At 41.8% G+C, this 18,918-nt stretch carries 21 protein-coding genes; 9 read left to right on the forward strand and 12 right to left on the reverse strand.

What is annotated here, in order from left to right; genetic code table 11:
- The first annotated feature begins 18 nt into the window (after positions 1-18).
- A complete protein-coding gene (locus H5200_RS03580) occupies positions 19-429 on the forward strand; it encodes an N-acetyltransferase (protein WP_182739439.1) in 411 nt (136 codons plus the stop codon).
- Here the strand turns inward: H5200_RS03580 and H5200_RS03585 are convergent.
- The 8 genes from H5200_RS03585 to H5200_RS03620 all read right to left on the reverse strand — a co-directional run bounded on the left by H5200_RS03585 (position 422) and on the right by H5200_RS03620 (position 6,574).
- Positions 422-778 carry a HopJ type III effector protein gene (locus tag H5200_RS03585; protein WP_145239960.1) on the reverse strand — a complete coding sequence of 119 codons (357 nt, stop codon included), beginning with the start codon at positions 776-778 and terminating at the stop codon, positions 422-424. The genes H5200_RS03580 and H5200_RS03585 overlap by 8 nt on opposite strands.
- An 8-nt stretch (positions 779-786) precedes the next feature.
- The gene (locus H5200_RS03590; protein WP_182760958.1) at positions 787-1,899 is read right to left on the reverse strand and encodes a retroviral-like aspartic protease family protein; all 1,113 of its coding nucleotides are present in this window, start codon (positions 1,897-1,899) and stop codon (positions 787-789) included.
- A gap of 17 nt (positions 1,900-1,916) precedes the next feature.
- Positions 1,917-2,630 carry an HAD-IA family hydrolase gene (locus H5200_RS03595; protein WP_182739437.1) on the reverse strand — a complete coding sequence of 238 codons (714 nt, stop codon included), beginning with the start codon at positions 2,628-2,630 and terminating at the stop codon, positions 1,917-1,919.
- Positions 2,631-2,642: 12 nt separating this feature from the next.
- A complete protein-coding gene (locus H5200_RS03600) occupies positions 2,643-3,608 on the reverse strand; it encodes a tyrosine recombinase XerC (RefSeq protein ID WP_182717476.1) in 966 nt (321 codons plus the stop codon).
- A complete protein-coding gene (locus H5200_RS03605) occupies positions 3,605-4,237 on the reverse strand; it encodes a DUF484 family protein (RefSeq protein ID WP_182717475.1) in 633 nt (210 codons plus the stop codon). Before H5200_RS03605 ends, H5200_RS03600 begins: the two co-directional genes overlap by 4 nt.
- Entirely contained in the window at positions 4,234-5,064 is an 831-nt protein-coding gene (gene dapF, locus H5200_RS03610) for a diaminopimelate epimerase (protein WP_145239950.1), read from the reverse strand. Before dapF ends, H5200_RS03605 begins: the two co-directional genes overlap by 4 nt.
- A gap of 62 nt (positions 5,065-5,126) precedes the next feature.
- A complete protein-coding gene (lysA, locus tag H5200_RS03615) occupies positions 5,127-6,380 on the reverse strand; it encodes a diaminopimelate decarboxylase (protein ID WP_149982184.1) in 1,254 nt (417 codons plus the stop codon).
- Positions 6,380-6,574 carry an LPS translocon maturation chaperone LptM gene (locus H5200_RS03620; protein ID WP_145239946.1) on the reverse strand — a complete coding sequence of 65 codons (195 nt, stop codon included), beginning with the start codon at positions 6,572-6,574 and terminating at the stop codon, positions 6,380-6,382. The genes lysA and H5200_RS03620 overlap by 1 nt, the downstream gene beginning before the upstream one ends.
- Before the next feature lie 148 nt (positions 6,575-6,722).
- Here H5200_RS03620 and cyaY point away from each other — a divergent pair, with 148 nt between their 5' ends.
- The 8 genes from cyaY to add all read left to right on the forward strand — a co-directional run bounded on the left by cyaY (position 6,723) and on the right by add (position 16,459).
- Positions 6,723-7,046 (forward strand): iron donor protein CyaY, encoded by a 324-nt coding sequence (cyaY, locus tag H5200_RS03625; protein WP_145239944.1) that lies wholly within the window; start codon positions 6,723-6,725, stop codon positions 7,044-7,046.
- The gene (locus tag H5200_RS03630; protein ID WP_149982182.1) at positions 7,043-7,699 is read left to right on the forward strand and encodes an alpha/beta hydrolase; all 657 of its coding nucleotides are present in this window, start codon (positions 7,043-7,045) and stop codon (positions 7,697-7,699) included. The genes cyaY and H5200_RS03630 overlap by 4 nt, the downstream gene beginning before the upstream one ends.
- Before the next feature lie 25 nt (positions 7,700-7,724).
- Complete coding sequence (locus H5200_RS03635) at positions 7,725-8,627, forward strand: DUF2914 domain-containing protein (RefSeq protein ID WP_182739436.1); 903 nt, start codon at positions 7,725-7,727, stop codon at positions 8,625-8,627.
- 62 nt (positions 8,628-8,689) lie between these two features.
- Positions 8,690-9,628, forward strand: a complete 939-nt coding sequence (hemC, locus tag H5200_RS03640) for a hydroxymethylbilane synthase (RefSeq protein WP_149982317.1) — start codon at positions 8,690-8,692, stop codon at positions 9,626-9,628.
- The gene (locus H5200_RS03645) at positions 9,629-11,494 is read left to right on the forward strand and encodes a uroporphyrinogen-III C-methyltransferase (RefSeq protein ID WP_182760959.1); all 1,866 of its coding nucleotides are present in this window, start codon (positions 9,629-9,631) and stop codon (positions 11,492-11,494) included.
- Positions 11,491-12,600: a heme biosynthesis HemY N-terminal domain-containing protein gene (locus H5200_RS03650; RefSeq protein ID WP_182717471.1), complete on the forward strand. Its 1,110-nt coding sequence runs from the start codon at positions 11,491-11,493 to the stop codon at positions 12,598-12,600. Before H5200_RS03645 ends, H5200_RS03650 begins: the two co-directional genes overlap by 4 nt.
- 38 nt (positions 12,601-12,638) lie before the next feature.
- Positions 12,639-15,332: a CHASE domain-containing protein gene (locus tag H5200_RS03655; protein WP_182739434.1), complete on the forward strand. Its 2,694-nt coding sequence runs from the start codon at positions 12,639-12,641 to the stop codon at positions 15,330-15,332.
- Positions 15,333-15,457: 125 nt separating this feature from the next.
- On the forward strand, positions 15,458-16,459 hold the full coding sequence (gene add, locus H5200_RS03660; protein ID WP_182717469.1) for an adenosine deaminase: 1,002 nt from the start codon (positions 15,458-15,460) through the stop codon (positions 16,457-16,459).
- Between the two features lie 30 nt (positions 16,460-16,489).
- Here add and H5200_RS03665 read toward each other — a convergent pair whose 3' ends face one another.
- The 4 genes from H5200_RS03665 to fre all read right to left on the reverse strand — a co-directional run bounded on the left by H5200_RS03665 (position 16,490) and on the right by fre (position 18,894).
- Positions 16,490-16,903: a CBS domain-containing protein gene (locus H5200_RS03665; RefSeq protein ID WP_149982176.1), complete on the reverse strand. Its 414-nt coding sequence runs from the start codon at positions 16,901-16,903 to the stop codon at positions 16,490-16,492.
- Between the two features lie 108 nt (positions 16,904-17,011).
- Positions 17,012-17,725 (reverse strand): YafY family protein, encoded by a 714-nt coding sequence (locus H5200_RS03670; RefSeq protein ID WP_145239926.1) that lies wholly within the window; start codon positions 17,723-17,725, stop codon positions 17,012-17,014.
- Positions 17,726-17,754: 29 nt separating this feature from the next.
- Positions 17,755-18,078: a hypothetical protein gene (locus H5200_RS03675; protein WP_259398450.1), complete on the reverse strand. Its 324-nt coding sequence runs from the start codon at positions 18,076-18,078 to the stop codon at positions 17,755-17,757.
- 102 nt (positions 18,079-18,180) lie between these two features.
- Positions 18,181-18,894, reverse strand: a complete 714-nt coding sequence (gene fre / locus H5200_RS03680; RefSeq protein ID WP_182739433.1) for an NAD(P)H-flavin reductase — start codon at positions 18,892-18,894, stop codon at positions 18,181-18,183.
- Between the last annotated feature and the right edge of the window lie 24 nt (positions 18,895-18,918).

Below are 18,918 nucleotides of genomic sequence, written 5' to 3' on the forward strand. Positions count from 1 at the left end.
ACTTGGTAAAAAGCGACCATGTATCAGTTTGAAAATGATGATTCACAGGTATTAGAACAGTTATTGCGTGAGCAAATAGTTGCTTATAATCAAGCTCACTTTGATGCACAAAGACTGCCATTGGGGTGTAAATTTGTTGATGAAAATCAGCAAGTGGTGGCGGCTGTAGCTGCTCAATTATTTGGTAACTGGTTGCAAATAAATTGGCTTTGGTGTGATGAAAAAGCACGCGGTCAAGGCCTAGCTAGTACGTTACTTAGCGCGATCGAATTAAAGGGTAAGCAGTTAGGTGCGCTGCAAGTTCAGCTTGATACTTTAGATTTTCAAGCTAAACCATTTTATGAACATCGTGGTTATGAAGTTAAATATCAACTCGATAATTATCCTCGCTCTGGCACCCGCTACTTTATGGAAAAATCACTTAGTTAGCTGTTAATGGTTCGCCATCAAAAGTAATGCCCAAGAAGGGGGTTACTTCTGGTGCTAACATAAATGTGCGAATGTTCATGTGATCGTGCTCATTAGGATTGCCAAGTACATCATCACGATAAAACGCGCCAAAGCAATCTAGAGTATTTTGTTTACTTAGTTGGTTTAGTTTAGCAAAAGCAAAAATTTTACATGAGCCATTATTTTCACCAACGGCACTTTTTAAGCCGTGGTTATTGAATGCGCAGGCTGTAAAAGTATAGTTTGCTTCAATCACTGCCATCGTATCGGCAAATGCAATGGTGTGTGGCTCATTAGCCAGACGGCTTAAAAAATCGTTGAGTGTCATAGTCATCCTTATTTAGCTAACTCTAGCTGATTAGTTTGTTGATTAATATTAAATTTAAACAACTGTAAAAAATTCATGCCGAGTAATCCATACCCACTATGGTTATCAATTACTAACACTTCAAAGTTTTCAATATATTGCTGGCCAATTAAAATTGAATCAAGTTGGTAACGTTTTGCGATTACTTGGCCGTTGGCGGTATTGATGCTTAAGCTATCAATATAGTCGGGTATTGGCCGTAATGCTTGAAATACGTTATTTGGTAATACGGTAAAGCTTGCCCCGGTATCTATCATTAGTTGGGTGTTGAGCGCATCGTTGATTTGCATATCTAATAAATAGTGTGCGCCGTATGGACGTAATGGCACCAGATCAATACCGCTTTGCGCTTGTGCTATGCGTGTTTGTAATTCAGCAACTTTCGCTTGTAATGGATGCTCCAAAGGAAAGCGATCTAATGTTGCTTGCGCGCTTAGCAGGTCACCGAGATGGTAATATGCATTAGCGAGTGCGAATAAGTAATTAGGATTTTCGTTATCATAATCAAGCCACACTAAGGTTTGATTAATGGTTTTTTGCCACGCGTGCTGCTCTGTAAGCGTTTTTATTTGTGCCATGGTCAATTGTATTAAACGCATATTAATGGCTGCTTGCTGGCTTTCATTGGCAAGTGATTGCAATGAGAATAACGCAACAATAGCTTGGTGTAGCTGCTGGTTTTTCACTAAACGTTCGGCATCAAGCTGCAACATATGTATATCGTATGGATAGCTATTTAAAAATAATTGCAAAAAAGTCTCAGCAGCTGTGAGCTCATTATTTTTTAACCAGTTATCGAGTTTATCTAACCATAAAAAGTAAAGTTGTTCAGCTTGTAATGGCTGGCTTGTAGTTAATGCTTGGTAGCTGGCTAAGGCAGCCGTAAACTGTCGCTGATTAAATTGCTGTAGAGCTTGCTGATAGAGTGATTGCTGATTGTTTTCAACGATAACTGATGGCGACAATTTAACGGCTGCTTGTGGGGCTGTTGCTTGCTGTTGTGGCCACAATAAATAGCCATTAAGTGCCACTGATAGCAGTAGCAGCAGCGTGATAAATTTAGTAACAGCAGTCCCTTTCATTGCTCGCTCCTAGAATATTATGGCTGGCTTAAAAAGTGTTTAAGCGCTTGAATATCAGTTATTTCAATATCGGCTAAGCCTTTGTAGGCATATTTAGCTGGTTGGTCATTTAACCAAAGTGACTGACAACCCGCATTATGCGCACCTTGTACATCGGTGTCTAAACTATCGCCGATGTGCAAAATATGTCGGGTTGGTACGCCAAGCGCTGCGGCGGCCTGTTCAAACATCGTGGTATGAGGTTTAGCTTTACCGTGAATACCTGCTTGTAAAACCAGTTCAAATACACCATTTAAGTTAAAACGTTCAATTTCTACATTACCATTGGTAATAGCAATTAAGCGATAGCGTTTACTCAGTTGTGAAAGTAAATCGAGCACTTTATCATCCACCACAATTTGGCTGCGGGCATCAGCAAATGCTTGATAAGCATTATTAGCATGGTGTTCGAGCTCTGCGTTTTGATAACCGAGCTTTGCCAGTGCTGTACGCAGAGTGCTTTTGCGCCACTGCGTAACATTGTCGACTAACTCGGGGTTATCAAGTAGCGCCTGCTCACGGCATTGTTGCCAATAGTCTTTACCTTGTGCTTGCCAGTTTGGCAATGCATTTAGATAATTTATCTGTGCTTGAACGGCTGCTGTAATTATCGGATGGTTATTGTATAAGGTGTCGTCTAAGTCAAAACTCAATACGGTAAAAGGTGAAATGGCACGATTAAAGCGGATCATATAAGCTCCTGGCTAGTCGGTATTTGAACGTTTTTTAGCGCGAGGGTGCGTGTTGTCATACACTTTAGCTAAATGCTGAAAATCTAAATGGGTATACACTTGGGTGGCCGATAAACTGCTGTGACCCAATAACTCTTGTACTGCTCGCAAGTCACCCGATGATTCTAAAATATGTGATGCAAATGAATGGCGTAATTTATGTGGGTGTACTTGGCTGCTAATACCTTGTTTTATTCCCCACTCTTGCATGCGAAGCCGAACGTGACGTGCTGAAATACGGCACTTTTTGCTACTGACAAATACTGCAATTTCTTCTGGATGAGCAAATTGAGGGCGTAGTTTAAGCCATTTATTTAATGATTCTAGCGCCTTGCCTCCCACTGGTAACAGGCGTTCTTTGTTGCCCTTACCGCGGACTAATATTTCCCCCGCACTGCGATTTATATCTTGTATATTGGCACCAACTAACTCACTAATGCGTAAGCCAGATGAATACATCAGCTCCATCATCGCCTGATCGCGAACTGCAAGAGGATCATCATCGTGAATATCAAGTAACCGTGCCATTTGGTCTACATCAAGGTTTTTAGGCAGGGGTTTGGCAAACTTGGGGCCTTTGATTGCTTCTGCCGGATTATGATAATGGTTTTGTTGACTGATATCTTTGGTTTTTAAAAACTTATACAAACTGCGAATGCAGCTGAGCTTTAAACTAATCGTACGGCCACTTAGTTGCTTGCTTCTAAGTTGCATGCTGTAACGGCGTATATGCTCACCCTGTACGCTTGACCAATCATTACACAGTTTGCTGAAATACAATGCAGCGAAGTTAAGTTGGCTGGTGTACTGGCTGATAGTGTGTGGTGAGTATTGTCTTTCGAAGCGCAGATAATCACTAAATAATAGGATTGGCGTGCGCCACTTATCGCTTAGTTTGTCACATAATTGCTCAACATTTGGCGGCTGCTGCTCGCTCATGCCTGCTCTAGTTCCAATTCCAACAGTCTAAGTTGCAGTGAGCGAACAAACTCAAGTACAAATAAACTATCTTTTGCCGGTTCGAAGTGGTTTGCATCATCACTGCCAAAGGCCAAAATAGCGATAGGGTGCTGACTGTTACCAATTAAATAGAGCGCAGTTGATTGTGTAGCAGGGCTGAACAGTAAATCTCGCTCTTGCTGATTTACGCGACCCAGATAAACGCCATTATGCTCTAAGCGGTGTTCAATTAGTTGCGCAAACTTTTTATCATACTTAAGCAAGTGGCATTCATTAATCGCCGGATTAGTACAAATAATATTGCGTAAGTTTATTGCTAAAGTTTTAAAGTCGTAGTTAGTCCAAAGCTGGCGATGACACTCGCTGAACAAGCTATAAATTAGCTCATTTTCTTTTGCGTGCTTAATTAAGCTGTCAATTTTGCTTTTCAACATGGTGTTGTGTTCACGCAATTGACGCTGTTGGATGTGCACCAATGAGGTTGCGCCTTGTACTTGCTGCAGCTCAAGTTGGGCTAATAGTGCTGGATTTTGAGCTAAAAACAATGGGTTTTGTTGTAAAAACTCACTCACTTGCTCACTAGTTACTTGGTCGTTTGAGTTACTCATAAAGCGACCTGCCCATCAAATACATGCTCTGCAGGGCCGGTCATTCGCACTGGATGGCCTTCACCTTGCCAGCGAATTTGCAAACTACCGCCCGGTAAATCGACCTGTACTGTAGTGGATAATTTACTTTGAATTTGGCCAATTACCATTGCTGCACATGCGCCTGTACCGCAGGCGAGCGTTTCGTTAACGCCACGTTCCCAAACTCGCAATTTAATATGCTCAGAATTAATCACTTGCATAAACCCCACGTTAACGCGCTGTGGAAAACGTTCATGATTTTCAAGTAGCGGGCCTAAAGTGCTGACGTCAGCTGTCTCTATATCATCAACTTCAAGTACACAATGTGGGTTACCCATTGATACTGCACCACTAAATACGGTGTGTTCTTCTGCTCGAATAATATAAGTCAGTTCACGCTTAGTCGCTTTGAGTGGAATTTTGCTCGGTTCGAAATTAGGGTGACCCATATTGACGGTGACTTGGCCATCTTTTTCTATGTATAAGGTTAAATTACCTGATTTGGTAGATACGGTGACTTTATGTTTATTAGTAAGGCCTTTCATCCGTACAAAACGGGCAAAACACCGAGCACCATTGCCGCATTGTTCTACTTCGTTACCGTCAGCATTAAAAATACGATAATGGAAATCAAGATCGGGAGAATAAGGCGCTTCAACCATTAATAGTTGGTCAAAGCCGATGCCGAAATGGCGATCTGCCAGTTTTTTTATTTGGTCTCGTGACAAGAAAACGTTTTGTGTAATGTTATCAATTACAACAAAATCGTTGCCTAGGCCGTGCATTTTGGAAAAATTAACTAACATAGCGCTCTAATTCGGGTTGCTCTGCGCTAATCATGCCACAGAGCAGCCTCGTTACAAAAAGTTTATGGTAAAATTTTCTCGCCTTGCCATAGACTTTCCAGAGTTTCACGCGCGCGGATCAAATGACTCTGCTCGCCATCGACCATGATCTCTGCCACACGTGGCCGTGAGTTATAATTTGAGCTCATGGTAAAGCCGTAGGCACCAGCGCTGCGCTGGGCAAGTAAATCACCTTGTTGTAAGGCTAACAGGCGATCTTTACCTAAAAAGTCACCGGTTTCACACACCGGACCGACAATATCAAAGTTGTATGTGGGTGTGTCGTCATTACGCGGTGTTACCGGCACAATTTTTTGCCATGCTTGATATAAAGCAGGGCGCAACATATCGTTCATACCGGCATCAACGATTGCAAAAAACTTATCTTGGTTTTGTTTTATAAACTCAACTTTTGTAACCAAAATACCCGCATTGGCAGCAATCGCACGGCCCGGTTCAAAAATAAGCTCTAAGTGTTGATAATCAGTTAAACGATCGGTGATATGTGCCACATATTCACTTGGATGCGGTGGCGCTTCGCCATTGTATGGTACGCCTAAACCGCCGCCAATATCTAAGTGGCTGAGTTCAATACCGTTGGCTTTTAAATCGTCAATTAGAGCCAGTACTTTGTCTAGTGCTTCGAGAAATGGTTTGATTTCAGTCAGCTGTGAGCCAATGTGACAATCAACCCCGGTGATTTTTAGGCCAGGCAATGACGCAGCATACTGATAAACACTTGTTGCAGTAAGAATATCGATACCGAATTTATTTTCTTTTAAACCCGTTGAAATATACGGATGGGTTTTCGCATCGATATCAGGGTTTACACGAATTGAAATTGGCGCGACTAAATTAAGTTCACTGGCAACGTGGGAAATACGATCTAGCTCTGAGACAGACTCAACATTAAAACATTTAATCCCGAGCTTGAGTGCGTAGGCAATCTCGTCTGCTGTTTTGGCAACCCCTGAAAAAACCACTTTACTAGCGTCGCCTCCGGCCGCAATGACGCGGGCAAGCTCACCTTTAGAAACAATATCAAAACCTGAGCCCAAGCGTGCCAGCACATTTAAAACAGCAATGTTTGAATTGGCTTTTACAGCATAGCAAACTAAGTTTTTATGATTGGTCGCGGCCTGTGCAAAGGCAAGGTAATGACGCTCAAAGGTTTTGCGAGAATATATATAACAAGGCGTACCGTATTGTGCGGCGAGCTCCTTGACAGCGATGTCTTCAGCATGCAGCTGATTATTTTTATAGTCAAAAAAGTCCATTATTGGTCCTGTTTCGATTCAATTGTTGATGACTGTGTTTGCGTAACTGGAGTTGTTACTTGTTGTGGTTTATTTGGCTCGGCTTTATCTTCTGGCAAATACAGTGGCCCGCTTTGTCCGCAGCCAGCTAAAGTGATGAGTAGTACACCAAGTGGGGAAAGTCGTTTTAATTGTTTAAGATGCATCTCTTTCATTAGATTAATCGTGTTGCTGGCTTTATAATCGCAGATTAACAGAATATCTAAAAAATGCAGCTATTCGCGGATGAATTTATTCCTGTTACACTAGCTGCATGCAATTCGTACCGAATATCTGGCTAAATGCCCGTAAAAGGAAACAATAATGACTGATCATGAATACCACCAATTAGCCGAAGCTCTTATGTTTACCATTGAAGAACAAGTGGATGACTGTGAAGCTGACTTAGACTATGAATCTGCACAAGGTATTTTGGAGATTATTTTTGCTGATCGCAGTAAAATTGTGATTAATAAGCAAGCTCCTTTGCATCAAGTATGGGTTGCGACTAAGTTTAATGGTCACCATTTTGAATTGCGTGGCGATAAGTGGATTGATAATCGCTCGGGCGCAGAATTTTGGCAGTTTATGAATGAAGCAACAACGCGTCAAGCTGGCCAAACGGTAGAATGGCAATCAGCACTATGAGTTTAGAGTTTGTAGAATACGCGGCAAAAGGCCAGCATCAAGCAACGATTATTTGGTTACATGGTTTAGGCGATTCAGGCGATGGATTTTTACCTGTCGCATCGCAACTTGCATTGCCTGATGAATTAGGTGTGCGGTTTGTGTTCCCGCATGCTCCGGTACAACCGGTCACCATAAATGGTGGTATGGCAATGCGTTCTTGGTATGATATTAAATCTATGGATCTAGACAAGCGTGCTGATGAAACTGGGGTACGCGAATCAGCGGCGAAGGTTGAGCAGTTGATTGAGCAAGAGCTTGGTAAAGGTATTCCTGCAGATAAAATAATATTGGCTGGTTTTTCTCAAGGTGGCGTTATTGCGCTACATTTAGCACCGCGTTTAACTCAGAAACTGGCAGGTGTAATGGCGCTTTCGACTTATATGTGCGTGCCAGATAAGTTAACGGCTGAAGCTAAACATACAGATTTGTCGGTATTTATGGCTCATGGTAGCCAAGATCAAGTAGTACCTTATGATGCAGGTCGTCATGCGTTTGACATACTTACAACGCATAACATGGATGTAAGTTGGCAAGATTACCCAATGGGCCATCAGCTCTGCGGGGAAGAACTAATGGCTATTCGCCACTGGTTGATCGCGCGCTTAAGTTAAATAGTGTTGAGTAGCCGAGGCTAAAATGAAACAAAAAATAGTGATCACTGCAAGTATGAGTCGAGAGGCTGCACCTATCGCGCCTGAGGTAACCTATCAATGGCATTGGCAGCGCATTGTTACCGTTACGCTACTGATGATATTTGCGTTAGTTATTTTTACTTATAGCCTGTTGAGCTCCGTTAATGCTGAGCAAAATGATCAACAACAACCCCTTGATAGCCCCGCCGAGTCTGTTGCACAGACAAGCGAAGAAGACGCGCCTTTAGCATCTTCAACAACGGTAGCAGACAATACAGAGTTTGAGGTAATCAGCGAAGCGTCGACACTCACTGATATTGCTGATGATGGTAATGATGCTAGTGTAGTGGATGATAAAAGTGAATCGCTAAAAATGGCGATGATAACTGATAGCCCAGAGCAGCAAATTGTTGATAGTAATCAGCCCGAACAAAGCCAAGCACTTGCAGCTAATACTATTGTTGCTACAAATACCAATAATGAGCCAGTAGAAAGTGACGTTAGTGCGGAGCAACCAGATAGTTTTGCTACATCCGCACATATTGCCAGCGTTGCTCTTGGTGCAAAAATTGATACCGACAAAGTAAGCCGCGCAGTATTGACCCGTGAAGTGGTTGATCGTGAACCCGTTAATGTTTTTAAAGCGGATGTGCGTTTAAATGAATTTACTGAAACAATGGCATTTTTTAGTGAGCTTAAAAATATGCAAGGGCAGACGGTCAAGCATGTTTGGCGCTATGAAAATGAAGTGCTAGCTAGTATTGAGCTTGGTGTAACGTCTCCTCGGTATCGCACTTACTCTAATAAAACTATTTTACCTGAACAAGTTGGCAACTGGCGTGTTGATGTTGTTGACGAACAGGGCCATTTATTGGCACAAAAAGAATTTCGCATTTTAGCTGAGTAAGTGTTTATTCACCTTTAGGCTCAGCAAAGAAAATTAATTGGACTCCTTTTATGACTGAAAACGTGACAAAAAAACCTCAACTTATTCGTATCGCTACGCGTAAAAGTGCATTAGCACTGTGGCAGGCTGAATTTGTAAAGGCACAGCTAGAGCATTTCCATGCCGGCATTACTGTTGAGCTAGTACCAATGTCGACGCAAGGAGATATTATTCTTGATACACCACTTGCAAAAATCGGTGGCAAAGGACTATTTGTTAAAGAGCTTGAGCAGGCCATGTTAGATGGCCGTGCAGATATCGCTGTGCATTCAATGAAAGATGTACCTGTTGATTTTCCTGAAGGGTTAGCACTGCATACAATTTGTGAACGTGAAGATCCACGCGATGCATTTGTGTCAAATACCTTTGCCAACATTGCACAGCTACCACAAGGTGCTATTGTTGGTACATCGAGTTTGCGTCGTCAGTGTCAAATTCGTGAACTGCGTCCTGATTTAGAAATTCGTGATTTACGCGGTAACGTCAATACTCGCCTAGCTAAGCTTGATGATGGCCAATATGATGCGATTATTTTAGCTGCTGCTGGCTTAATTCGTTTACAGATGCATGACCGTATTAAAGCATTTATTGAACCAGAAGAATCGTTACCAGCGAATGGTCAGGGCGCTGTAGGTATTGAATGCCGTATTGATGACGAGGTTACCCAAGCGTTACTTGCACCACTTGAGCATAACGAGACACGTATTCGTGTTAATGCCGAACGTGCAATGAATCGCCGTTTAGAAGGTGGTTGCCAAGTACCAATTGGCGCTTATGCTTTAGTTGATGGCGAGCAAGTACATTTACGTGGTTTAGTGGGCGCAATTGATGGCAGCGAAATTTTACGCGCTGAGATCAGTGGTAAAGCAATTGATGCTGAACAGCTTGGTGTGCAACTGGCTGAACAGTTACTTGCTTTAGGCGCAGATAAAATTTTAGCTGAAGTATATAGAGACGCATAAATGTCACAGATCCTGATAACTCGCCCACATGGAAAAGGCGCCGACCTTGCAGAGCAACTGTCGCAAGGGGGTTATCAGGCGACTTTATTTCCGGTTTTGAAAATTGATTACTTAACCCCAGATAATACTCAACTGACCCCTTTACTGAATGCAGATAAAATTATTTTTATCTCCCAAGATGCTGTCAAAGCATTGTTGGCACTTAAACCCGATATCAATACTAAAGCGCAATTTTATGCCGTAGGTGAACAAACGGCAGAGGCCATTTGGCAGGCATTCGGCGTACGAGCAGCCGTGCCTAAACTGCATGATTCTGAAGGATTACTGGCTTTAAAATCATTACAGCAAGTTGATGGTCTAAATATAGTGTTGGTCAAAGGTAAATATGGCCGAGCAACGATTGCAAAAAACTTAAAGCAACGTGGGGCATTTTTAAATAATTTAGTGGTTTATCAACGAGGCCCTGTAGAAGGTAATGCAACTGACTGGCTAGACCACTGGCAAAGCCTTGATGTTAAAGGTATAGTCATAACAAGTAATGCGGCAGTTGATGCGATTTTTCGTGAACTGGGCGCAAAACAATTAGAGTGGATCAGACAGTGCCAGTTTTATGTTGCCAGTGCTCGCATTAGTGAATACCTTGCGGCGCAACAGATTGACTCGGCAAATATACACATTGCTGCAGGTGCAAGCGATAGCGCTATGTTTACTTGTATTAGCGAAGGTAACATTATGAGTGAAGATACAAAGCCAACATCACAGCTTGCTGACCCTAAAGCAACGCCAAGCAGTTCAACCAAGGCGAATGCTAAGGTTGCAGACTCTGCTTCGGCAACAAAAAAAGACTTTGCTATGAAACAAGAAACGAACCAAAAAAACAAACAAAAAATAAGTAAAACTGGCAGCTTAGCATTACTTATCTCGTTGATTGTGGCCTCTGGTGTTGGTTTTCAGTTTTACCAAAAACTTCATACACAACAGCAAGCAAATCTGTTAGTTAATCAGTTATCAGCTGACAACCAATTACTCGGTAAAGAGCTGCAAGCAGTGAAAGTTGCGCAGCAAACCTTGCAACAAGCGCTGTTTAATAGTGAGCAAAAAGTTGCTGCTAGCTTAGCTGAAAATGCAGATAACACGGCAAAACAATTAGCAGCCGCCTTGCAGCGTGCAGAGCAACAAACATATAGTCTTAATCCACAAGAGGTGACTAGTTTGCAGCGTATGGCTGAGTTTAAACTGTGGGCTGAGCATGATTATAATGGAGCGGCGGCAGTATTAACTCGATTAGATACGTTATTAGCAGAGCATCCAGGAACTGGCGCTATTCGCCAAGCAATTTATCAAGATTTGCAAGCGCTTAGCACTGTTGAGCCGGTTGCAATAGAAGCAATTTATTTAAAGCTGCACGGTGTACTTGGGCAAGTAGATAAGCTCGTTTTCAATGCGGTGGCATTACCACAAGAAGTAGATCAAAAAGAGCAACATGTATTGAGCGAAAACGTTAGTGATTGGCAGCAAAATTTAGCTAATTCGTGGCAGCAATTTAAAGATAACTTTATTAAAATTCGCCAACGTGAAGATATCGCTATTGAACCTTTATTGACAGAGTACGAGCGTCATTTGATCCAACAGCGATTAAGTTTATATTTATCGCAAGCTCAAGATGCGCTTTTGACTAAACAAGCCAGTATTTATTTTACTGCTCTGAGTCAAGCCGAAGTATTAGTAAAAGATTATTTCCAACATGATGAAGCACTAACTAAAAGTACGCTTAAAGCGCTGCAGGAGTTGAGCAAAGAGCAGTTAAACTTTAGTCCAGCTATCACTTTGCAAAGTACTGAGCAGATCAAGGAGTGGGCAAAATGATCCGCTTAATATTGGTTATTTTAGCAGTTGCTGTATTACTTGCTTTATCGCCTATGTTAATAGGTGAAGTGGGTTATGTATTAATTTCGTTTAATAAAACTACTATTGAAGGGTCTATCGTTGCTTTTTGCGCGACCATTTTGGTTATCGCGCTGGGTTTGTATTTAACTTATAAGCTTATTCGTTATATTTTGTCTTTATACAGCAATACTCGCCATCGTTTTTTTGCCCGTAGTGAGGAGCGTAAACAAGCGGCGATTGAACAAGCTGTATGGAGTCTGATCAGTGGTGATAGCGAACAGCTAGAACTGGCATTGGGGAACAATAGCGTGGCTGATAATTGGCAAGATGTGCGCTATGCGTTATTAGCTAAAGCGGCTTTACAAAATAATGACACAAGCAAAGCGATTGGATTACTTGACCAAATTTCACCAGAAAACCAACTAAAAGCGGCTAAACTCTGGTTAGCCAGTGGTGATTGCAGCACAGTAAGCAGTGAATTAAAAGCGTTAGCGGAAGCTAAAAAAGCCACCGCGCTGGAGCTGAAATTGTATGCCGAAGTACTTGTGCAACAGCAAAAATGGACTGCGCTTGAGCAGTTTATGCCGCGTTTACTAAGTAAAAAAGCGTTAACAGATAGCCAATGGTCGATATTATTAACCACCTACTTTATGGCACAGCCAGAATCGCAATTAACCGATAAGTATCAGCAACTATCTAAAAACGTAAAAGTAAAAGCGCATAGCTGTTACTTAGCTGCGATGGCAAAAGCTGGGCGTTTAAATGAGATTGAATTAAGTTTACTTAAAATGCTGAAAAAACCAGAGCAGCATATTGAGCTTGCACATATATTAAAAGTGTCCGCCCCTGGAGACGCATTAAAGTTACAGGCGAGTTTACAAGATACTTTAAAAAAAGAGCCGGATAATCAAGCATTGTTACTGGCACTTGCATGCTTAGCTAATGCTCATGGTGAGTATGAGCTTGCTGCTCGGGTGTTCGATAAAGCGTTAAACACAGAGAACAGCAAAGAATATTTAGTACAAGCACAGCTTAGTTATAGTAAAAGCGCACAACCCCAAAAAGCACTCGACCTTTATTTGTAATTACAGTTAGTTGAGGCCTGAATAGGAGCGCCAGAGCATTGCAAAATATATTTACTCTGACGTTTGGTTTAACTTTTGCTTATTTTATTACTGGGTTTTTCAGTAATTCGCTGCTCGCTATTGATGGTTATGCTGTGGCTTCGTGGCCACCATCAGGCATTGCCCTTGCAGGGTTTTTATTGTGCGGGCGACGCGCCTTAGTTGGGGTTTTGCTCGGTGCTTTACTCACCAATATGATTCATCTCGATCGTGTTGCTGATATTCTGCATTGGCAGGTTTTCTTACAAGCTTTAGCTGTATCTTTTGCAGCCGTTTTGCAGGCCTGGGTAGGCTGCTATTGCATCGTTAAAATAATTAAAGCTCCGCTAGACTTATCCTCTTTAAAACACAGTGTACAAAGCTTGATCATTGCAGGGCCTGCTTGCTGTGTGATTGCTGCAGCGATAGGCACTAGCTTATTGGTGTCCAATAATATAATACCGGTACATACCGCTTTTGATAACTTTGTGGCGTGGTGGATTGGCGACAGTATTGGGGTGTTAATTTTTACACCGTTAATATTGGCGGCTTTTAATTACGAGCAGATGCGCCATCGCTTACAAGTAATTTTACCTTCAATCCTTATTTATGTCGTTATAAGTATTAGCTTTTATGCTGCGGCAAGTGTGAAAAAAGACAAAGATATTCAAAAGCAAGAAGCAAAAGTAGCTGAAGTGCGGTTGGAAATAAATCATAAATTAGATGAGGTATCGGCGCATTTAGCTCTGCTTTCTACTTTTTTTGCCAGTAGTGATGAAGTCAGTTACGCTGAATTTAAGCGTTTTACTACAACTCAACTTAATTACAGCAATGAAGTACTTGCCCTAGAATGGGTGCCAAATGTACCTTTATCAACGGTTGCTCAATACCAACAACAAATTCGTCTAGAAGGCTTTAATGAATTTTATATAAAAGAGCAATCACCCCAGCAACAATGGCAGAGTGTGACGAAACGGGACAGTTATTACCCTGTACAGTATGTACATCCGATGTTGGGTAATGAAGGGGTAGTAGGTTTTGATTTAGCCTCAAATGCGCAAATCCGTGATGTGATGATGATGTCAAAAGCATTGAATGAGTTGATTATTAGCGAGCCGATGAAGCTTGTACAAAGCAACAATGATGATACTGGGGTATTATTTTTCTTTCCGGTTTTTGGTGACTTAGATATGCAAGGTGATTTTAGGGGCTTTGTGGTTGGCGTTATTAACTTAGCGCGCTTGGCTGATACTTTGCAGTTTAATCATCGCAGTCAAATAAGTATGCACTTCTACGATGTGACTGATGCGCAGCAGCGACAACTAATCTACCGCGCATCTCGCACCGATAGCGAACTGCTGAGTGAATACCAGTTAGTTATCGGGCAGCGAATTTGGCAAGTTCAGTTATTTGAACCAACAACACAAACGTCATGGATAATGTACTGGTTTGCACAAATATTAGGGATGTTATTTGTTTGGTTACTGATCACTTTTTTAATCTCAGTGACCGGCACCAATATTCAGGTGCGCGAGCAAGTTGCTCAACAAACACGAGTGTTGCGTCAAGAAAAACAAAAAGCAGATGAAGCAAGTCAAATCAAAAGCCAGTTTTTAGCGAATATGAGTCACGAAGTACGTACTCCGATCAATGGCATTAAAGGTCTGCATTATTTAGCGCTGCAGCAGCAAGATTGGCAACAAGCCCGCCATTATATTGAACAAGCTGATGGTGCGCTGAGTGTGTTGCTGCGAGTATTAAATGATGTACTCGATTTCTCTAAAATGGAAGCTGGCAAACTCGATTTAATACAAGAGCCTATCGAGTTAAATCAGCTTATTGATGAATTAGTTAATTTGGTGCAATTCGACGTTGACATTAAGTCGCTGAAATTAATATTAGAACTAGATAACAGCGCAGATCTACAGCTAGATAGCGACCCAATACGTTTAAAGCAGGTCTTGCTAAATTTATTAAATAATGCGATTAAGTTTACCGCTACAGGCACAATCACACTCAAAGTATGGCAGCAGCAAGACGTCACTTACTTTAGTGTCAGTGATACTGGTATTGGTATTAGCCAAGTAGCTCAACAGCAACTTTTTCAACCATTTGCACAAGCCGATAGCTCTACCTCGCGACAGTTCGGCGGTACAGGTTTGGGGTTAAGTATTTGCAAAAAGTTGGTTGAATTGATGGGAGGAAATATTAGTTTAGTAAGTGAGGAAGGACAAGGTTCAACTTTCACTTTTACCTTACCACGTATCTCGCCTCTCACTAAAGCCGAGCAATTAGAGCCTCTCTTTGCTGAGATTGACACGAGTACTTTATCGCTTGCTGAATTTAAGATCCTATTGGTGGAAGATAATCCGCTAAACCAACATGTTGCTACCGCTATATTAAAAACCAAAGGGTGTATTGCTGATGTTGCCAGTGACGGTTTTGAAGCCATTGAGAAGGTCTCTGAAACCCGTTATGATTTAGTGCTTATGGATATTCAAATGCCTAATATGGATGGTTTGCAAGCCACTAAAGTGATTCGTGATGAGCTATTTATACATCAGCTTCCTATTATTGCTCTGTCAGCAAATGCTCATGATGATGATGTTAAAAAAGCTCTCGCAGCTGGTATGGATGGCTATTTAACAAAACCAATCGATGCCGAAAAGCTATTTAAAACCATATGGCATTACCTACAACAGAGTACTGATTAATTTTTAGTACTTTTATCGATCGGGGCTGACAAATGACCTCAATAATACAAACAAAATGATCTAAACTTGAATTACCGATTTAAGTGCGTATGATCCGCGCAAATTAACTGAACTGAGTGCTAATTATGATCAATAAAAAACTCCCTTTGCTAGATATCCATCGCCATTTAGATGGTAATGTCCGCGCGCAAACTATTCTTGATTTAGGTCGTCAGTTCAATATTAAGCTGCCTGCTGATAATGTTGCAGACTTAATACCGCATGTGCAAGTTATCGATCCTGAGCCTAACTTAATGGCCTTTTTACAAAAGCTTGACTGGGGCGTCACGGTATTGGGTGATTACGATGCGTGTCGGCGTATTGCTATCGAAAATATTGAAGATGCGCAAGCACAAGGTCTTGATTATGTAGAGCTGCGTTTTAGCCCTTACTACATGGCACAAAGCCAAGGCTTACATCCACAAGGTGTGGTTGAAGCTGTAGTTGATGGTATTAAAAGTGCGACTCAAAGTAGCACGGTTAAAGCTAACCTGATTGGTATATTATCACGTACTTATGGCACTAAAGTTTGCCAGCAAGAGTTAGATGCCTTACTCGTGTTTAAAAATGATTTAGTTGCAGTGGACTTAGCTGGTGATGAAATTGGCTTTCCGGGCGAGTTATTTGTCGATCACTTTAAGCAAGTACGTGATGCTTACCTTAGCGCAACGATTCACGCCGGTGAAGCTCTGGGAGCTGCCAGTATTTGGCAAGCAATCAATGAGCTAGGTGCTGAGCGTATTGGCCATGGTGTCAAAGCTATTGAAGATGCCAAGCTAATGGACTACCTACGTGATAAACGCATAGGTATTGAATCGTGCCTAACTAGTAACGTGCAAACCAGCACAGTAGCCAGTTTAGATGTGCATCCACTGAAGCGCTTCTTAGATCATGGTATTTTAGCGTGTATTAATACCGATGATCCCGCAGTGGAAGGCATCGAAATTGAACATGAATACATGGTTGCAGGACCTGCTGCAGGCCTTACTCAGGCTGATATGGAAAAAGCCCAAGCCAATGCACTTGATATTGCATACTTGAGTGATGCTGAAAAACAGCAACTAAAGCAAGCAGTCGCTGCTCGATAGTTACGATGCACAAGCCATTAAATTATGCGCCTAATGCTCACGTTGGCAGCTTAGGTAGTTATCAAACATGGCTTTAAGAATATCACTACGGCCTATCATGCCTATGACCGTAGTGCCTTCTACAACAGGGTAGTTTTTCGGCTTACCGGTTTTCATTTGCTCTGCAAGTTCCATTATGTTGGTGTCGCCGTTGACGGTTACAACCTCGGTTTGCATCAGTTGTGAAACCTTAACCACACCGTCACAAAAATAACTATTTTGCATTAACGGTTTTAGCAGTTCTTGCTCAGAAATAAAGCCCACTAAACATTTATTATCATCAAACACTGGCGCTCCCAGTAGTTTGAATTTTTGTAGTTCTGCAATTGCTGTGGTCATCTCGGTTTCAGGGGTTATATGCGGTAACTTGCGCTGCATAAAATCTTTTACTTTGGTGTTTAACATTTGGGTCTCTCCCAATTAATGAGTTATTCAAAGTATGGTTAAGGATTGGCCGTTTGTGAAATTGTTTATGTTGATTGCGCTGATAGGTAACAACAATCACAGCTAAATTTAATTATGAGCCAGACCATCAGAGTGAGTTTGGTATTTGGCTTTCACTAACTCCATATAATGCGCTAAGCTTTTTTGTGAATTAGTATCAAATGCCTTGGCGAGTGGAATAATGCTTTGAATACGATCTAAGCGAAACTCTCGGTAGTCACTGCGCAACTGACAATAAGCGATAAGAGTCCACTTTGCGCCCCAATATACCAGTCCTAAAGGGTCGACAATACGCTGAGTTGGTCGTTGATTAACATCTAGATAATGAAATTCAATGCAGGTTTTATTAGTGATGGCTTTACGAAGTATCAAAGTGGTCGTTTGGTGGCTTTTATCGTGATGAAATGCAGAGACTAAATACGGCAGCTCTGCAACGCGTTGCTTTAACTTGTTAGGCAACACAGCATTAATTTTAGTCATTGCAGCTTGGGCATTCGCCGCTAACTGTGGATCAGTCCAAGCGCTGACCATTTTACTACCTAACAACAGTGCTTGTAGCTCCTCAAGAGTAAACATCATCGGTGGTAGGTCGTAATCGGTAATTAAATAGCCAGTGCCTGCCTCACCTTCAACGGGCACGCCCGAGCTCTGTAAGTGCTGAATATCGCGATAAATTGTTCGCTGAGATACCTGTAATTTATTGGCAAGTTCGTTTGCAGTGATCGCAAAGCGGCGACTCTTAAGTATGTTTACTAATTGAAATAGCCGCTCTGATTTGTGCATTGGTTATCCTTGTTTTCAAAAATACAGTGTTAGCTTTGTTGGCAAGCTGTTTGGCTAAGCACTTCAAAACGCTCCAGCTTTATCGATTCTTTTGTAATGAGAGAAGTGTACTGTTGGCAAATAGCATTATCAAAAAATGTATCACGCAGTTTTTGGGCATCAGCAACCGTAGCAAAATAAATGATACTACTATATTGCTGGGTATCGGCTTGTTTAGCAAGGGAGCGGTAAAGTACGCCTGATTGGTTATCAATATAACGCTGAAAATCATTATTAGCGATATGGAACTGCGCTAAATTTGTATCAGTCTTTAGTTTGAAATTTACAACTTCGATTAAATTTGTGGTCATCATAGTTCTCCTTGTTTAAGAAGAGCTAAGTAAATCATAGCGGGCTGTCAGGGAGTGTCAGTAACCAGCTTACGGATAAAAATTAAGCTGGTTACTCTGGTTATACTATTTTATAAATGCAAATGCATCGGCGTACATGTTTTCGCGAATTGCACCATGTGCTAGGAAATCATCGCGGACAATACCTATCATGTCAAAACGCCCTGCCATGTAAATATCATATGGGGCAAGCGATACGATATCGTTCATCACCGCTTTATGTACGTAGCCTGTGTGGCCTGTCCAGCTAGCTGTTGGGTTTTCAACTACTGGTATAAAGGTAAAGTTTTCACGGCTATCGGCCCATGTTTGCATTTCAGTATGCGCATACAAGGCTGACTCTTCACGCACACCCCAATAGAACAATACCGGACGCTCACAACCGATTTCACTTAAATGATCAGCTATAGATTTTGCGTATGAAAACCCAGTGCCGCCAGCGAGTAAAATAATTGGGCGTTCGCATTGGAGACGCAACTGTGAAATGCCTAAGCCGGCTTCAATCAACACCTGAGTTTTCTCAGCATGGGCTTGGCGAAGATGCTCTAAAGTTTGCATTGCATATGAATCAACTGCAGATGCGCCAATATGGAGTTCTAGCTCATCAGACTGCGAAGGGCGGCTGGCAATTGAAAACGCGCGCTTGTCTTTTTCGCCAAGCACTACTTGCAAATATTGGCCAGCTTCAAAGGTGACGCTTTCAACAGGTTTTAAAATTACTTTGTGAACAAATTCAGTGAGTGGGCTGATAGCGACAACTTCAGCGTGTAATGTTTGCATGTTTTACCTTAAATTAGCGGATAC

The organism is Pseudoalteromonas sp. SG43-7 (assembly GCF_014164295.1).
GTDB lineage: Bacteria > Pseudomonadota > Gammaproteobacteria > Enterobacterales > Alteromonadaceae > Pseudoalteromonas > Pseudoalteromonas rhizosphaerae.

Coding starts and splice junctions, on each gene's coding strand:
- H5200_RS03580 (WP_182739439.1), top strand. CDS start 19: ATGTATCAGTTTGAAAATGATGATTCACAGGTATTAGAACAGTTATTG.
- H5200_RS03585 (WP_145239960.1), bottom strand. CDS start 778: ATGACACTCAACGATTTTTTAAGCCGTCTGGCTAATGAGCCACACACC.
- H5200_RS03590 (WP_182760958.1), bottom strand. CDS start 1,899: ATGAAAGGGACTGCTGTTACTAAATTTATCACGCTGCTGCTACTGCTA.
- H5200_RS03595 (WP_182739437.1), bottom strand. CDS start 2,630: ATGATCCGCTTTAATCGTGCCATTTCACCTTTTACCGTATTGAGTTTT.
- H5200_RS03600 (WP_182717476.1), bottom strand. CDS start 3,608: ATGAGCGAGCAGCAGCCGCCAAATGTTGAGCAATTATGTGACAAACTA.
- H5200_RS03605 (WP_182717475.1), bottom strand. CDS start 4,237: ATGAGTAACTCAAACGACCAAGTAACTAGTGAGCAAGTGAGTGAGTTT.
- dapF (WP_145239950.1), bottom strand. CDS start 5,064: ATGTTAGTTAATTTTTCCAAAATGCACGGCCTAGGCAACGATTTTGTT.
- lysA (WP_149982184.1), bottom strand. CDS start 6,380: ATGGACTTTTTTGACTATAAAAATAATCAGCTGCATGCTGAAGACATC.
- H5200_RS03620 (WP_145239946.1), bottom strand. CDS start 6,574: ATGAAAGAGATGCATCTTAAACAATTAAAACGACTTTCCCCACTTGGT.
- cyaY (WP_145239944.1), top strand. CDS start 6,723: ATGACTGATCATGAATACCACCAATTAGCCGAAGCTCTTATGTTTACC.
- H5200_RS03630 (WP_149982182.1), top strand. CDS start 7,043: ATGAGTTTAGAGTTTGTAGAATACGCGGCAAAAGGCCAGCATCAAGCA.
- H5200_RS03635 (WP_182739436.1), top strand. CDS start 7,725: ATGAAACAAAAAATAGTGATCACTGCAAGTATGAGTCGAGAGGCTGCA.
- H5200_RS03645 (WP_182760959.1), top strand. CDS start 9,629: ATGTCACAGATCCTGATAACTCGCCCACATGGAAAAGGCGCCGACCTT.
- H5200_RS03650 (WP_182717471.1), top strand. CDS start 11,491: ATGATCCGCTTAATATTGGTTATTTTAGCAGTTGCTGTATTACTTGCT.
- add (WP_182717469.1), top strand. CDS start 15,458: ATGATCAATAAAAAACTCCCTTTGCTAGATATCCATCGCCATTTAGAT.
- H5200_RS03665 (WP_149982176.1), bottom strand. CDS start 16,903: ATGTTAAACACCAAAGTAAAAGATTTTATGCAGCGCAAGTTACCGCAT.
- H5200_RS03670 (WP_145239926.1), bottom strand. CDS start 17,725: ATGCACAAATCAGAGCGGCTATTTCAATTAGTAAACATACTTAAGAGT.
- H5200_RS03675 (WP_259398450.1), bottom strand. CDS start 18,078: ATGATGACCACAAATTTAATCGAAGTTGTAAATTTCAAACTAAAGACT.
- fre (WP_182739433.1), bottom strand. CDS start 18,894: ATGCAAACATTACACGCTGAAGTTGTCGCTATCAGCCCACTCACTGAA.